The sequence below is a fragment of the Ancylobacter terrae genome (genome assembly GCF_045108345.1).
Lineage (GTDB): Bacteria > Pseudomonadota > Alphaproteobacteria > Rhizobiales > Xanthobacteraceae > Ancylobacter.
Window position 1 is genome coordinate 1,128,117 of record NZ_JBJGXH010000001.1, and the last position, 14,172, is coordinate 1,142,288.

The following is a 14,172-nucleotide window of genomic DNA, read 5'->3' on the forward strand; positions in this document are numbered from 1 at the left end:
GTCAGGACGCGCCTTCGCCCCGGTCCCTGTGCTGCCGCATCAGCGAGTCGAGCAGTTGGCGCGCCCGCGCCAGATTCGCGCAGGCCGGTTCATCCTCGAACTCGAATGCCGCGCAGATGGGCGACAACAGCTCGGCCGCGGCAAGGGGGCCCTCCGTGTCGGCCCACAGTTCCGCGAGTGCGGTGGTCGCCCGCAGCCGAAAGAACAGGGCGCCGCTCTCCGTCGCGGTCTCCATTGCCATCAGAAACGTTTCCGCCGCACCGGATGCGTCGCCTTCCCGCCGCTGCAGCAGACCGCGCAGGCGCAGCAGTTCGGGCTGGGACCAGTATTCGCCCTGCCGGTCGGCGTGCTCGAAGGCGGCGCTGAGGCAGTCGCGGGCGACCGGGATGCGTCCGTGCTGCAGTCCAGCTTCCGCCGCCATGGCGAGGTACATGGGAACGCGGACGCGAAAATTATTGCCGATGAGCTGATCAATTGCCCGCCGCATGGTGTCGATGCCGTCGGCATCACCCTCTTTGCTGCTGATCGCCCCTTCGTAGAGATCACGGACGGGTCTCCAGATGGCGATGTCGCGCACGCCGAGATTGCGGGACAGCTGGGCGACATGGCGGCGCGCGGTGGCCGTCTCCCCGGACCATAGGGCGAGGGGAAGGGCCGCCTGTGCCAGGACGTTCGCATGCGAAACCAGATGATCGAGCGCGACGCTGTGGTCGAGCGCCTCCCGGAGCGCAAGCGTCGCTTCGCCACGATCGCCGGCGACCCAGGCCACCGTCGCGAGCGCAACGCGGATCGACACGAACCGGTCCACCTGGAACCGGGCGACGCCCGCGCGCCTTGCGGTGGTGGCGTGTTCGCGCACCAGCCTTTTCAGATCCGCATGTGCCACCCCCACGTCGCCGCAGTAGAACACGGCCGTCAGCCTGACGCGCTCGCCGTCCGCCACCACCGCTCGTTCGTTCTCCGAGGCGGCGAGCTGGCCGAAACGCTCCAGCGTCGCGATCGCCATCCGGTGCCGACCGGTGAAGCTCTGCAAGATGCCCAGGCCCCAAAGGGTTCGGAACTGATAGTCGACATCCCCGATCTCGCAGGCCAGCCGGTTGGCCTCCAGCCACGCCGCATCGGCTTCAGGACCGAGATGGTCGGAGAAATTGAGCCCCGAAGCGTAGGAGGCGGTGAGCTTCATCCTGATCGACGGGCCGCATCGCGACAGCGCTTCGCCTGAGCGCAGGGCGCGTTCGACGCGCCGGCGGCTTTCGGCCACGGTCGAAAGCTCGTCCCACAGCGGGATGGCGGCGCTGGTAAGCCGGACGCCGATCTCCGGCTCGTCGCCGTCGCCGAAGGTCCACTCGATCGCCTTATGCAGATCGTTCGTCCAGGGCCCATAGGCCGTGGTCCATTCGCTCCTCGGGCGCCATGCCCACTCCGTCTGGGCCTGCTCGAACACCCGGACGAGGTAGCGCGCATGGCCGGATTGGGCGGCTGCGGCCTCGCCGCTTTCCGAAAGTCTGGCCGCCGCGAAGCTGCGCGTGCTGTCGAGCAGGCGAAAGCGCGGCGCGCCAGCCTCATAGGTGACCGACAGAAGCGACTTCGCGGCGAGGCTTTGCGCGCACGCGGAGATTTCCTCGATGCTACGTCCATCATCGCCGGCGACACCGATGATGTCGGAGTGTGAGAAGCCGGTCGAAAAAACCGACAAGAGCCGCAGGAGCCGGGCCTCGTCCCGGGAGAGGAGCCGGTAGCTCCAGTCCAACGTCGCCAGAAGGGTCTGGTGCCGCGATGGGGTGTCGTTGGAACCGGATCTGAGCGGCTCGAAACCGTGCTCAAGACGCTCGAGCAGGCGTGCCGGGTTCAGCGTCGGCAACCGCGCCGCGGCGAGCTCGATGGCGAGCGCAACACCGTCGAGCCGGCGGCATATGGCTGCGACGACGGGAGCTTCGACATCATCGAAACGGTAGCCCGAGGCGCGCGCCCGCCTGACGAATAGATCCACGGCCGGAAAGGCCATGGCATCCGCCCAGTCCTGGCCGCCGTGCTCGCCCGGGTAAGGCAGCGGCGACAGACGGCAGACATCCTCCATCCGCGAGCGAAGCGGCTCCCGGCTCGTCGCGAGGATATGAAGGTCCGGTAGCGCAAGCGTCAACTGTTCGGCGGTCGCCGACGCGGTGCTGAGGACGTGCTCGCAATTGTCCAGCAGGATCAGCATGTGGCGATCCCGCAGGGCGTCGACGAGGCCGGCCAACACATTTGTCCACCTGCCGCCAACGCCCAATGCCGCCGCGATCGTCGTGTCCACGAGCCAGGGGTCGCCGACGGCGGCGAGATCGACGAAACAGGCACCGTCCTGATAGTGCTCCACGAGGCGTTTCGCCAAGGCGATGGCAACGGTCGTCTTGCCGACTCCGGCCGGTCCGACAACCGTCAGGAACCGTCGTTCAGTGAGCCTCGAAGCGAGGTCGTTCAGAACCTCGTCGCGGCCGACGAGATCGGCGAGATCGGGCAGCGTGCGAAAACCGTCGGCGGGATCGAGCGCCGGGCCAGCCGCATCGGCGCCATAGACACGCACCGGCACGACAAAACGGTAGCCACGTCCGCTGACGGTGGCGATGTACGACAGACCCGGCCCGGCTTGCTGAAGAACACGGCGCAACGCGGCGACGTTGACCTTCAGATTGTCTTCGTGAACGAAGGTTTCCGGCCAGACAAAGCTGATCAGCCGATCCTTTCCCACGACTTCTCCGGCGTGGAGGAGAAGCACGTGCAGCAGGTCGAGGGCCCGGGCGCCCACCCGCACCTTGTTGTCGCCGTGCATCAACGACTGCCGGTCGGGAGTGAACCGATAGTCACCGAAGCAATAGATTTTCCCGTCTCGTTCGCCGGATCGTTTCATCCGCCCACGAATGACTCCGTCTTGATGCGCCTGAAACTGCGCATCTGACAGAAGCTATAATGCACGCTTCCCGCGCGTTTTCCCCTCTGCGACGTTCAGCATCGTTTTTTTCCGGCGCACTCGGTCGCTCAAGGCCCCGCTGCTGACCCGCGCCCGTTTGATGGATTTCGCGCCCCCGCTCCCTCTAGTGGAACTACCTATTTTTACCCCAGACGCGTCTATCCCCGCCGTAGTGTCCATCGCAGGCGAAAGTCATTTGGGTGGTGAACTGGCGGGTAAACACCGCTGAACGCCCTGCGGCGATCGCCGAAATGGTCATTCTGCGCGATGAGGACAATGCCCTATTCTCGCACCAGCCTCTCTCTCTCGGACGCCAAGCTGATGCTGCAAGCCGGAGAGGCGAGGGCCACGAGCTTCGGCATCGCCTATAACATCGCTGTCGTCGACGGGTCCGGTGCGCTCATAGCGTTCTCACGTCAGGATGGCGCGCTGATCGGCAGCATCGATCTTGCCATCGGCAAGGCCGTGACCGCTCGCCTGTTCGACAAGACGACCGCCTTCCTGAACGAACTCGCGCAGCCCGGCGCCCCGCTCTTCGGCATCGGGCACAGCAATGGCGGGAGGGTCATCATCTTCGGCGGCGGCATCCCCGCGGTCCTCGACGGCGAGATCATTGGCGCTGTCGGCGCCAGCGCCGGAACGGTCGAACAGGATATTGCGGTCGCCGAGGCGGCGGTCGCGGCCATCCCTCGGAATGGCCCGATGAGAAACGGTCCGTGAGCCGAGTTGCACAGCCACAGGCTTTCACGCGGAATGCAGCCGCATCGATGGCTGGTAAGTCGGGCTGAAGGACCGCCGGCGCGGGCCGCTGTCTGAGCATTGGATAAGAGGAACAGTAAGACTTTTAGATATTCGGTTTGTTTGACGTCGTGATCGGCATTCATATTGCCGGAGAACTACTGTAAACCGGGGAAGCGTGCGATGTTTGATATCATTGTCAACGGCCTGCGGCACCAGGTCGACGTTGTACCCGAGATGCCGTTGCTCTGGGTTCTGCGCGATGAGCTCGGCATCACCAGCGTCAAATATGGTTGCGGGATTGCCCAGTGCGGCGTCTGTACGGTGCAGATCGACGGCGCAGCTGTCCGCTCCTGCCAGGCGCGTATCGGCGACGTCGCCGGCAGCGCGATAACCACGATCGAAGGCATCGGCAACGGCAGGCTTCACCCGGTGCAGGAGGCCTGGATCGAGCATCAGGTGCCGCAGTGCGGTTACTGCCAGACGGGCCAGATCATCCAGGCGATCGCGCTGCTCGAATCCCATCCCACCCCGACCGACACCGACATCAACGAGGTCATGTCCGGCAATCTGTGCCGTTGCGGCACCTATGAGCGCATCCGGGTCGCGATCCATACGGCCGCCGGAAAGATGGGGGGCAAGTGAGATGAGCGCCGTGCCAGTGCTTTCCCGCCGCGGCTTCGTGTTCGGCTCCGCGGCCGTCGTCGGGGGCGTGGTTTTCGGGTCCTATGGCCGGGCCGCGGAGACGCCCGCCGCTGCCGCTCCCAACCCGTTGACGGCAGGCCTCGGGCCGGATTCGGTCGCCTTCAATCCCTGGGTCGAGATCAGTCCGGACGGGATCACGCTCATTGCGCAGCATGCCGACATTGGGCAGGGCGTCGGCTCCATTCAGCCCGTGATGATCGCGGAGGAACTGGATCTGGAAATCGGTCAGTTCGAGGTCCGCTTCGCCGGGCCCAGCCCCGCCTACTTCAACCACGGCTTTGCGCACGAGATCGCGCCCTTCATGGCGGCGGACCAGAGCCCCGAAGCCGAAAAGGCGCGCGCCGCCGCGCTGGAATGGCTTCGGCAATCCGGCCTTCAGATGACCGGAGGCTCCAGCGCGATCCCCGACACCTATGAGAAGCTGCGCCTCGCCGGTGCGGTTGCGCGGGAGACGCTGAAGGCGGCTGCGGCCAGGCGCAGCGGCGTCGCGGTTGCCGACCTCCGCACCGAAGCCGGCCACGTCATCCTGCCAGACGGGACCCGAATACCCTATGTGACGCTTTCAGCCGAAGCGGCAAAGATACCCCCGGTCACCGACGTCAGGCTGCGCGACCCGGCAACGTGGCGGTTGATCGGCAAACCGATGGAGCGGCTCGATATCCGCGCCAAGGTGACCGGCGAGCTGATGTTCGGCATCGACCGCAAGATGGACGGGATGGTCTACGCGGCCGTCAAGCTCAATCCCAACAAGGGCCAGCCGATCAAGTCGTATGACGCAAGCAAGGCGCAGTTGATGCCGGGGGTCCGGAACATCCTCCAGATATCGAACGGCGTCGCCGTCATCGCGACCAACAGCTGGTACGCCATGCAGGCGGCTGAGCACATCGACTGCGTGTGGGAACCGTCGAGATACCCCGCCGATCAGGCCGGGCACTGGGACATCGTGCAATCCTCCTTCACCCCGGAATTCCTCGCCAAGCAGTGGCGCAACGACGGCGACGTCGACGCCGGGCTGAAGGAGGGAACGCGGGTCGAGGCGGAGTACCGCGCGCCCTATGTCGGCCACCAGCCGCTGGAACCCCTCAACGGCATCGGGATCGTGACCGACGCCGGGATGGAGATCTGGGTCGGCCACCAGACGCCGCAATCCGTGCAGGACATCGCCGCCAAGGCCATCGGCATGAAACCCGAGCAGGTCACCTTCCACAATGAATGGTCGGGTGGAAGCTTCGGCCATCGCCTGGAATTCGAGAATGTCAGGGCGCTTGCCGAGATCGCCAACCAGCTGCGCGGAACGCCGGTGAAGATCGTATTCTCGCGTGAGCAGGACTTTCTGCAGGACATTCCGCGGCAGATCGCGATGGGCCGATATCGCGGCAGCGTGAAGGACGGCAGGATCGTCGCGGCCGATGTCCAGGTGGCGGCGACGCCCCCCTTCAAGGAGCTTCTGGGCCGCATGGGCATGCCGCCCAAAGACCCCGACGGCCAATTGGCCGTGGGCATCTGGAACATGTACTACGACATCCCGAATTACCGGGCGGCCAGCTTCGAGGTGCAGGGCGTGTCGCCCACCACCACCTGGCGGTCGGTCGGCGCTTCGGCGAACGGGTTCTTCACCGAGAGCTTCATCGACGAACTGATCCACGCCGCCGGTCTGGACCCGCTGCAGGCGCGCATCGACATGTGCAAGATTCCGGTCTACCGCACGCTTCTGCAAACGGTCGGCGACATGGCCGGCTGGAAGGGGCCGCTCGGCAACGGAAAGGGCCGCGGCGTCGCCTTCGTCGAGGCCTTCGGCACGGGAGTGGCCGAGATCGTCGACGTCACCATGACGGATGCCGGCATCCGGATCGACAAGGTCTGGGTGGCCGCCGATGTCGGCAAGGTCGTCGATCCCGTCAATTTCGAGAACCAGGTGCAGGGTGGCGTCGTCTGGGGCCTCGGCCACGCCATGAACTGCGAACTCACCTATGCCAACGGGGCCGTCCAGCAGACCAACTACAACCACCACGAAGCGATGCGGATGTACCAGTGTCCGGTGATCGAAGTGCGGGGGCTGGAGAACGACTACACGGTGCGGGGCATCGGCGAACCGCCCGTGCCGCCAGCGGCGCCCGCGCTCGCCAACGCCATCTTCGCGGCGACGGGCAAGCGCATCCGGGAGATGCCGTTCAATAAGTTCATCGACTTCGTGTGAGCGGGGGACGTCATGGATCGATTCCTGATCGCCATTGCACTCGCCGGCGCGACGATCGTGCCCCTCACGATGATGGTCTCTGCCGAAACCGGCGGCTCCAGGGATGCACTACCCCCGGGCAGCGTCAGCCAGGCGGCGGGTCTGGAGGCATGGAAGCGCATCGAGGCGGTGGTCACGCATCCGCGCTGTGCCAATTGCCATGTCGATACACGCGGCATCCCGATCTGGACGCCGGCCGGCGAAACGACATCGCGCGCTCATGGCATGAACATTCACGCAGGACCAAGCCGGATCGGGACGGAAACGATCGTCTGTTCGACCTGCCACATGACGTCCACGCAGCCGAACGACCCCGCGCCCGCGCCGCCGCACGCCGGGATTCCGTGGCAGCTCGCGCCCGTCGACTTCCTTTGGTACGGCCAGACGGGCGCCGACATTTGCCGGCAGCTCAAGGATCCGGGCCGCAATGGCGGCCGCGATGCCGCCGGCCTTCTCGATCATCTGCGGCATGACGCGTCACTGGGTGGCTTCATCCCGAGAAGCTGGGAGCCGGGCGACGGGCGCAGCAAGCCGCCCGGAACGTTCGAGGATCACGTCAGGGACATGGCGGAATGGGGGGCCGCTGGTCAGCCATGCCCTGAGTGAGACCCCATGGCATCGGGAAAGAGTCAGCGTGACGTCCAAGCCTTGAGGCAGATGGCCGTGATCAAAAAGTATAGCGGGCAATGCGCATGCGGCGCAGTGAGGTTCGGGTTCGACGTCGATCCCCACTTCGTCGCGGTCTGTCACTGCCTCGACTGCAAAAAGGCGTCCGGGAGCGAGGCGATGACCTATCTCGCGATATCCGAAGAGGACTTCACGCTCCTGAGCGGCAAGCCGAATTCCTTTCACTACGTAGCAGCCTCGGGAAAAGGGCTGGATAAGAATTTCTGCCCCGACTGCGGTGCGCGGCTGTTCACCCGCAACGTGCAGAGCCTGCCGGGCACGATTTTCGTCACCCTCGGAAGCCTCGATCACCCCGAGGGGATCGTTCCCACGATGGAGATATTCACCACGCGCCGGCTCGACTGGGCCGTCCCGCTCGACGTGCCGCAGTTCGATGCCATGCCGGGCTGAACGCCTGAGGCGCGGCTTCAACCGAAGGAGACAATCGTGACCCAGCATGTCCTGTTCATTGTCACCAACGCGCCCGTGATTGGCCCGCACAACCGCAAGACCGGCTTCTTCTTCGCCGAGGTTGCCCATCCCTTCGAGGTGCTCGACACGGCGGGGATCGCCATCGAATTCGCCTCGCCGTCCGGCGGCTGGACGCCCTACGACGCCTATGACGAGACGGATCCCGCCCAGAAGGCGTTCATGGACAGCAAGGCCTTTCGCCGACTGAACCACAGCCGCAGGCTGTCGGAGGTGGATGCCGCCGACTATGACGCCATATTGGTGCCCGGCGGCCTGGGCCCCATGGTCGACATCGCGCGCAACACCGATGTGCAGAAGGCCGTCGTGCGCGCCTGGAGCACCGGCAAGATCGTGAGCGCCGTCTGTCACGGCCCGTGCTGCCTTCTCGGCGTGGACCTCGGCGACGGCACCCCCTTCGTGCGTGGCAAGAAGCTGACCGCGTTCTCCAAGAAGGAGGAATACGACTACGCCCGCGATGACGTGCCCTATGAGCTCGAAGATGCGCTGAGGGGGGAGGGGGCGGAGTACGCGTCCGTCGCCAACTGGGAACCTCACGTCGTGGTGGATGGGCGGCTCATCACCGGCCAGAACCCGGCCTCTGCGGGAGGGGTGGGGAAAGAACTGCTCGCCGCGCTCAAGGCAATAAACCGGTGAGACGCAGCCCAACTCTCCGGGATGCGATTCCCGTTCGCGCGCTCGACGCTTGGTGGACGGTGGCCTGCTGCCGCTTTCCAGTCCGAAGCCAATCTCTACGCCCAATGGTTGCCGATGCGATCGAGCAAACCGCGCGCTGCCCGGCCATAGCCGCACAATGGGGTTAGACGACCGCCTCTCGGGGATTTGGCCGGTCGCTATTGCGTGCAGGCCGTGTTCCGATGAACGTTTGGCCGCCGACAAACCCGGCGTGGCTCAACGCTTCAGCGGCCAGCGGCTTTGTCGCAGATCACACGAACATTCGGGTGAAGCCGAAGCGCCGATGCGGGGCATGTCGGATCGATCCGGCCCTTGAGGGCGGCGGCCAGCGCGACGGCCCTTCTTGCCCTCAGCCTGCACGAGGGGGCCTATATGGCGGAGATCATCCGGGGCGGACTCGCGGCGGTCGATCGCGGCCAGTCCGAGGCGGCCGCGGCGCTGGGCTACACGCCGCTACAGACCGCGACGGTTGTGAAGACGAGGTGGTCGATGCCGTCCTTGCACGTCGATCCACACGCCAACCCGTCTGCTGCGTGAGACGGCTGAACTCGCCTTGAGCAGGCGACTAAGAAATCGCGCTCCCAGATCAGAGGCTTAAGGTCTTGTTACGATTGCATGGTAGCGTGACCGCAGTCACGTCCGATTTTGCTTGTTCCCTGCAGGAGACTGCGATGACGACCACGCCGAGCGAAACCGAAACGCTGCGGGATATCCCCATTGGCATTACGGCAACCGGCACAAGGCGTGAGTTCGACTCGATGGGTGATGTCGACGTGCCCGCCGATCGCTATTGGGGGGCGCAGACAGAGCGCTCGCTGCACCATTTCGATATTGGCGACGACCGCATGCCCAAGGCGGTCTACCACGCCTATGGCTATGTGAAGAAAGCCTGCGCGCTGGTGAACGCCGAGGCCGGGCGCCTTCCCGACATCAAGCGCGACGCCATCATCCGTGCGGCCGACGAGACGATCGCCGGCAAGCTCGACGAGCATTACCCGCTCTATGTCTGGCAGACCGGATCGGGCACCCAGTCCAACATGAACGTCAACGAGGTGCTCTCGAACCGGGCGATCCAGCTGCTCGGCGGCGTGCTCGGCTCGCAGCATCCGGTCGGCCCGAATGACGACGTCAACATGGGCCAGTCCTCGAATGACACGTTCCCGACGGCCATGCACATCGCCGCCGTCACCGCCATCGACGAGGTGCTGGTGCCGCAGGTCACCCAGCTCGTCGAGACCATCGAGAAAAAGGCCGATGGCTGGATGAAGGTGGTGAAGATCGGCCGCACCCATCTCGAGGACGCGGTGCCGCTGACGGTGGGTCAGGAATGGTACGGCTGGGCGGGCCAGATCCGGGCCGCCATCGCCGATATCGAGGCCAGCCGTTCCGGGCTTTACGAACTTGCGGTCGGCGGCACGGCGGTGGGCACCGGACTGAACGCGCCGAAGGGTTTTTCCAAGGATGTCGCGGCCAAGATCGCCGAACTCACCGGCAAGCCCTTCATCACCGCGCCCAACAAGTTCGCCGCACAGGGCTCGCTGGACGCGATGGTGCGCGCGCATGCCGCCATCCGCAATCTTGCGGTAGCCCTGATGAAGATCGCCAACGACATGCGCTGGCTGGCCTCCGGTCCGCGCTGCGGCTTCGCCGAACTCATTCTGCCGTCGAACGAGCCCGGCTCCTCCATTATGCCCGGCAAGGTCAACCCGACGCAGTGCGAGGCGATGGTGATGATCGCCATCCAGGTCATGGGCAACGACACCGCGGTCTCGATCGCCGGCAGCCAGGGCAATTTCGAGCTGAACGCCATGCGGCCAGTGATCATCAACAATTTCCTGCACTCGGCGCGCATCCTCGCCGATGGCTGCGCCAAGTTCCGCGAGTTCTCGGTCGACGGTACGGAGTTGAACACCAAGAAGATCGAGGAATACGTGAATGGCAGCGTGATGCTGGTCACCGCGCTCTCGCCGGTGATCGGCTATCAGAACGCGGCCCATATCGCCGAGAAGGCGATCGCCGACGGCACCTCGCTGCGCGACGCCGCTCTCGCCTCCGGCAAGGTGACCGCCGAGCTCTTCGACCAGACCATCAAGCCTCTCGACATGGTCGGTAGCGGCCTGGCCGGCGCGTGAGACAAGGGTAGGAATTCCAATGATCAGATGCGTCAGAATGTGGACCGGCGAGGATGGCAACTCGCTGTTCGAGGAAGGCACGATCGCGCTTACCGAAGGTGAGCGCGGCGATTTCATCGGCAAGGCGACGGCGGCCAAGGACATCTCGTTCCGCGAAACCGCCTCCGGCGGTTCGTTCGAATGGCATAAGGATCCCGAGCCGCGTTACGTGATCACGCTTTCCGGCACGCTCGAATTCGAGACGAAGTCGGGCGCCACCTTCACCATCCGGCCAGGCGATATCCTCATCGCGCAGGACAATTCCGGCTCGGGCCATAGATGGCGGCTCATCGGCAACGATCCGTGGCGCCGGGCCTATGTGGTCTACGAAGAAGGAGCCGACCTCGGCTTCGTTCCTTCCAAGACCGGCAACTGAACGGGCGGGAAACATCCATGTCGAATTCCTCCATCGAGAATCCGGACATCGTCCTCATCGGCGCCGGCATCATGGGCGCCACCCTCGGCACCGTGCTCAAGGAATTGCAGCCGTCACTGTCTGTGGTCATGTTCGAGCGTCTGGCCGATTGCGGGCAGGAAAGCTCCAACTCCTGGAACAATGCCGGCACCGGCCACGCCGCCAATTGCGAGCTCAACTACACGCCGCAGCGTCCGGACGGGTCCGTCGACATCTCCAAGGCGCTCGAGGTCAACACCGAATTCGACATCTCGCGCCAGCTCTGGACCCATCTGGTGCGGAAGGGCGCGATCCCCGATCCGCGCGCCTTCATCCATCCCTGCCCGCATATGAGCTTTGTGTGGGGCGAGGAGAACGTCGCTTTCCTGAAGGCGCGCTTCAAGGAAATGTCCGCTCACCATTGCTATCACGGCATGGAATACAGCGAGGATCCGGCGAAGATCTCCGAATGGGCGCCGCTGATCATCGAGGGCCGCGAGGCCGGCGAGAAGGTGGCGGCGACGCGCATCATCACCGGCACCGACGTCGATTACGGCTCGCTGACGCATCTGCTGGTCGCCCAGCTCAAGGCCCAGTCCGGCTTCGAGGTCAACTACAAGCGTCAGGTGGTCGGGCTCGATCGCGAAGCGAACGGCCGCTGGCGCGTTACCGTGGAGAACGAGGCTGACAAGTCGCGCGAGAGCGTGTCGGCGAAGTTCGTCTTCATCGGGGCGGGTGGCGATTCCATCGATCTCCTGCAGATGTCCAAGATCCCCGAAGGACGCGGCTATGGCGGCTTCCCGGTGAGCGGCATCTGGCTGCGCTGCGATGTCGACGCGGTGAGCGAGCGTCACCACGCCAAGGTGTATGGCAAGGCTGCGAGCGGTTCGCCGCCCATGTCCGTCCCGCATCTCGATACGCGCATCATCGGTGGCAAGAAGTCGCTGCTGTTCGGGCCCTATGCCGGCTTTTCGACGAAGTTCCTCAAGCAGGGTTCGCTGCTCGATCTGTTTGAATCGATCACCCTCCACAATATCGTGCCGCTTCTCGACGTCGCGAAGAACAATGTCGGCCTGACCGAATATCTGATCGGCCAGGTGCTGCAGTCGTCCTCGCATCAGTTCGGCGTGCTGCAGGAGTTCTTCCCGAACGCCGCGCGAGGCGACTGGCAGAAGGTGGTCGCAGGCCAGCGCGTCCAGATCATCAAGCCGGATACCGCCGACGCCGGCGGCGCGCTCGAATTCGGCACCGAGATCATTCCGGCGGCCGACAAGTCGCTGGTTGCGCTGCTCGGTGCCTCACCCGGCGCCTCGACGGCGGCGTTCATCGCGATGGAGGTCCTACGGGCCTGCTTCGCCGACCGTCTCACCGAAGATGGCTGGCTGCCGGCCCTCAAGCGCATGATTCCGACCTATGGAATCGATCTCAAGGTCGATGCGGAGGCCTGCGCCCGCACGCGGGCGGATACGGCGCCCGTGTTGAAGATCGACAATATCTGAAGTCCGCGTCCGGAAAGCAGCTCTCCCTGTGGCCGGCGCATCGGCGTGCATGGGCAGGGCCGCGTTCCGGACGAGCGCGGCACCTTCTCGACCGCACTGGCCGGCGCCCGGCAGATCACGGCGGTCAACGGCACGCCGTGAGGCCCCGCAATGCTTTCCCAGCTGGCTCTGGAGCCCTTTCGTGCCGATGCCCGCCTCGCCTGAAGCTGCATCCGAGGAGTTGCTGGCGAAGGCGACCTGCCTGCTCTTCGTGAACGGGCAATCGTCCGAAAGCCTGGGGGTGACGATCCGTCGGTTTGGAAAGGGCCTTGGCGTCGAGGTGGACGTCCTCCTGCGCTGGGGCGAGGTCATCCTTTTCGTCAACGGTCGGCCAATACCGCGCATCCTGCCTGCCAAGCCCACCGGCGTCGATATGGGGCGTGTCACCGCCACGCTTCGGATCGTCGACGACCTGTGCGAGGGGCGGATCAGCCGGGCGGAGGCCGAGACGGCTCTACGAGCGGTGGAGAACCTCCCCCCGGTCAATATCGGGCGGTTTGCCCTTCTGGCGGCTTTGGGCGCCGCGGCGCTGGGGGTGATTTTCGGGGCGAGCGATCTGCCCACGCTCGCGACGATCGCGTTCAGTGCCGGGACCGGCGCCCTTGTGCGGCGGGCGGTATCCCATCTCTCGCAGAACCCGTTGATTCAGCCATTCAGTGCGGCCTTCATCGCCGGGGTCGTCGGTCTGCTGACGTTCCGGTTCAACTTCGATGTGGATTCACGCCTCGCGCTGGTGTGTCCCTGTATGGTGCTGGTGCCGGGACCGCATGTCCTCAACGGCACGATCGATCTCGCGCGCTCCCGTGTCACCATCGGCTCGGCCCGGCTGATCTTCGCCAGCCTCATCATCCTGATGATCAGTGCGGGCCTGCTGCTCGCCCTGACGATGGCGCACATCGAACTCCCGACGACGACGGGCGTGGTCTCGGTTCCACTCGTTCATGATGCCCTCGCGGCGGGCATGGCCGTGGCCGCCTATGGTACCTTCTTCAACATGCCCTGGCGGATGCTGCCGATACCTGTCGTCGTCGGGATGGTCGCCCATAGCGTGCACTGGATGTTGATGGCGCAGGACTTCGGCGCTCCCGCAAGCAGCTTCGCGGCCTGTCTGATCGTCGGCCTTTGCATCACGCCCGCTGCTGCGCGCCTGCGCTATCCGTTCGCCGCGCTCGCTTTCGCATCGGTGGTGTCGATGGTTCCGGGCGTGTTCCTGTTCGACGGAGCCGCCGCTCTCGTGGAGCTCAACGCCATCGGCCCCGACGCGCCGCCCGCTCTGCTGGTCGGTGCGTTCGCGAGCCTGACCAGCGCGCTGCTGATCACTATAGCCATGACCGTCGGCCTCATCGTGCCGAAGATGATTTTTGGCTCTCCCGGTCGGCAAAGATCTTCCTGAAGAGCGTGCCAATTCAAGCCCTCCGCGTGACGGCGGTAGACGGCCTTAGGCCTGCCTCGGGGATCAGATCAATCTCACGGCCGCCAACGATACCGATAGGAGCGGAGGCGCAATCGCCCGGTGATCTCATCAAGCGCGAGCGCATGCACGGCGCCCAGCCAAAACCGCATTGAGCCTTCTGGAACATATTGTGAACATCGAACAAATAGCGTACATAAAT

11 protein-coding genes and 1 pseudogene are annotated in these 14,172 nt (G+C 64.9%); 11 read left to right on the forward strand and 1 reads right to left on the reverse strand.

Going from position 1 to position 14,172, the window contains the following annotated elements; genetic code table 11:
- Position 1 precedes the first annotated feature (1 nt).
- Positions 2 to 2,887: an ATP-binding protein gene (locus tag ACEUEL_RS05360; protein WP_405702923.1), complete on the reverse strand. Its 2,886-nt coding sequence runs from the start codon at positions 2,885 to 2,887 to the stop codon at positions 2 to 4.
- A gap of 336 nt (positions 2,888 to 3,223) precedes the next feature.
- On the opposite strand from ACEUEL_RS05360, the gene ACEUEL_RS05365 reads away from it, so the two are divergent.
- From ACEUEL_RS05365 to ACEUEL_RS05415, 11 genes and pseudogenes are all read left to right on the forward strand, one after another.
- A complete protein-coding gene (locus ACEUEL_RS05365; RefSeq protein ID WP_405702926.1) occupies positions 3,224 to 3,667 on the forward strand; it encodes a GlcG/HbpS family heme-binding protein in 444 nt (147 codons plus the stop codon).
- A gap of 201 nt (positions 3,668 to 3,868) precedes the next feature.
- On the forward strand, positions 3,869 to 4,330 hold the full coding sequence (locus ACEUEL_RS05370) for a (2Fe-2S)-binding protein (protein WP_405706582.1): 462 nt from the start codon (positions 3,869 to 3,871) through the stop codon (positions 4,328 to 4,330).
- Between the two features lies 1 nt (position 4,331).
- Entirely contained in the window at positions 4,332 to 6,587 is a 2,256-nt protein-coding gene (locus tag ACEUEL_RS05375; protein ID WP_405702928.1) for a xanthine dehydrogenase family protein molybdopterin-binding subunit, read from the forward strand.
- 12 nt (positions 6,588 to 6,599) lie between these two features.
- A complete protein-coding gene (locus ACEUEL_RS05380; RefSeq protein ID WP_405702931.1) occupies positions 6,600 to 7,232 on the forward strand; it encodes a hypothetical protein in 633 nt (210 codons plus the stop codon).
- Between the two features lie 57 nt (positions 7,233 to 7,289).
- On the forward strand, positions 7,290 to 7,703 hold the full coding sequence (locus ACEUEL_RS05385; RefSeq protein WP_405706585.1) for a GFA family protein: 414 nt from the start codon (positions 7,290 to 7,292) through the stop codon (positions 7,701 to 7,703).
- Positions 7,704 to 7,739: 36 nt separating this feature from the next.
- Positions 7,740 to 8,417 carry a type 1 glutamine amidotransferase domain-containing protein gene (locus ACEUEL_RS05390; RefSeq protein ID WP_405702933.1) on the forward strand — a complete coding sequence of 226 codons (678 nt, stop codon included), beginning with the start codon at positions 7,740 to 7,742 and terminating at the stop codon, positions 8,415 to 8,417.
- 366 nt (positions 8,418 to 8,783) lie between these two features.
- Positions 8,784 to 8,918, forward strand: a pseudogene (locus ACEUEL_RS05395) (amino acid ABC transporter permease); the annotation flags it as partial.
- Between the two features lie 209 nt (positions 8,919 to 9,127).
- Complete coding sequence (fumC, locus tag ACEUEL_RS05400; RefSeq protein WP_405702936.1) at positions 9,128 to 10,588, forward strand: class II fumarate hydratase; 1,461 nt, start codon at positions 9,128 to 9,130, stop codon at positions 10,586 to 10,588.
- A 19-nt stretch (positions 10,589 to 10,607) separates the two neighbouring features.
- Positions 10,608 to 11,003, forward strand: coding sequence for a cupin domain-containing protein (locus ACEUEL_RS05405; protein WP_405702938.1), 396 nt, complete (start codon positions 10,608 to 10,610; stop codon positions 11,001 to 11,003).
- Positions 11,004 to 11,020: 17 nt separating this feature from the next.
- Positions 11,021 to 12,520: a malate dehydrogenase (quinone) gene (gene mqo, locus ACEUEL_RS05410; protein WP_405702940.1), complete on the forward strand. Its 1,500-nt coding sequence runs from the start codon at positions 11,021 to 11,023 to the stop codon at positions 12,518 to 12,520.
- 187 nt (positions 12,521 to 12,707) lie between these two features.
- Positions 12,708 to 13,952 carry a threonine/serine exporter family protein gene (locus ACEUEL_RS05415; RefSeq protein WP_405706587.1) on the forward strand — a complete coding sequence of 415 codons (1,245 nt, stop codon included), beginning with the start codon at positions 12,708 to 12,710 and terminating at the stop codon, positions 13,950 to 13,952.
- Positions 13,953 to 14,172: the final 220 nt, after the last annotated feature.

Excerpts from the sequence above, each read along its gene's own strand:
- ACEUEL_RS05360 (WP_405702923.1), bottom strand. The coding sequence starts at position 2,887 with ATGAAACGATCCGGCGAACGAGACGGGAAAATCTATTGCTTCGGTGAC.
- ACEUEL_RS05365 (WP_405702926.1), top strand. The coding sequence starts at position 3,224 with ATGCCCTATTCTCGCACCAGCCTCTCTCTCTCGGACGCCAAGCTGATG.
- ACEUEL_RS05370 (WP_405706582.1), top strand. The coding sequence starts at position 3,869 with ATGTTTGATATCATTGTCAACGGCCTGCGGCACCAGGTCGACGTTGTA.
- ACEUEL_RS05375 (WP_405702928.1), top strand. The coding sequence starts at position 4,332 with ATGAGCGCCGTGCCAGTGCTTTCCCGCCGCGGCTTCGTGTTCGGCTCC.
- ACEUEL_RS05380 (WP_405702931.1), top strand. The coding sequence starts at position 6,600 with ATGGATCGATTCCTGATCGCCATTGCACTCGCCGGCGCGACGATCGTG.
- fumC (WP_405702936.1), top strand. The coding sequence starts at position 9,128 with ATGACGACCACGCCGAGCGAAACCGAAACGCTGCGGGATATCCCCATT.
- ACEUEL_RS05405 (WP_405702938.1), top strand. The coding sequence starts at position 10,608 with ATGATCAGATGCGTCAGAATGTGGACCGGCGAGGATGGCAACTCGCTG.
- mqo (WP_405702940.1), top strand. The coding sequence starts at position 11,021 with ATGTCGAATTCCTCCATCGAGAATCCGGACATCGTCCTCATCGGCGCC.
- ACEUEL_RS05415 (WP_405706587.1), top strand. The coding sequence starts at position 12,708 with ATGCCCGCCTCGCCTGAAGCTGCATCCGAGGAGTTGCTGGCGAAGGCG.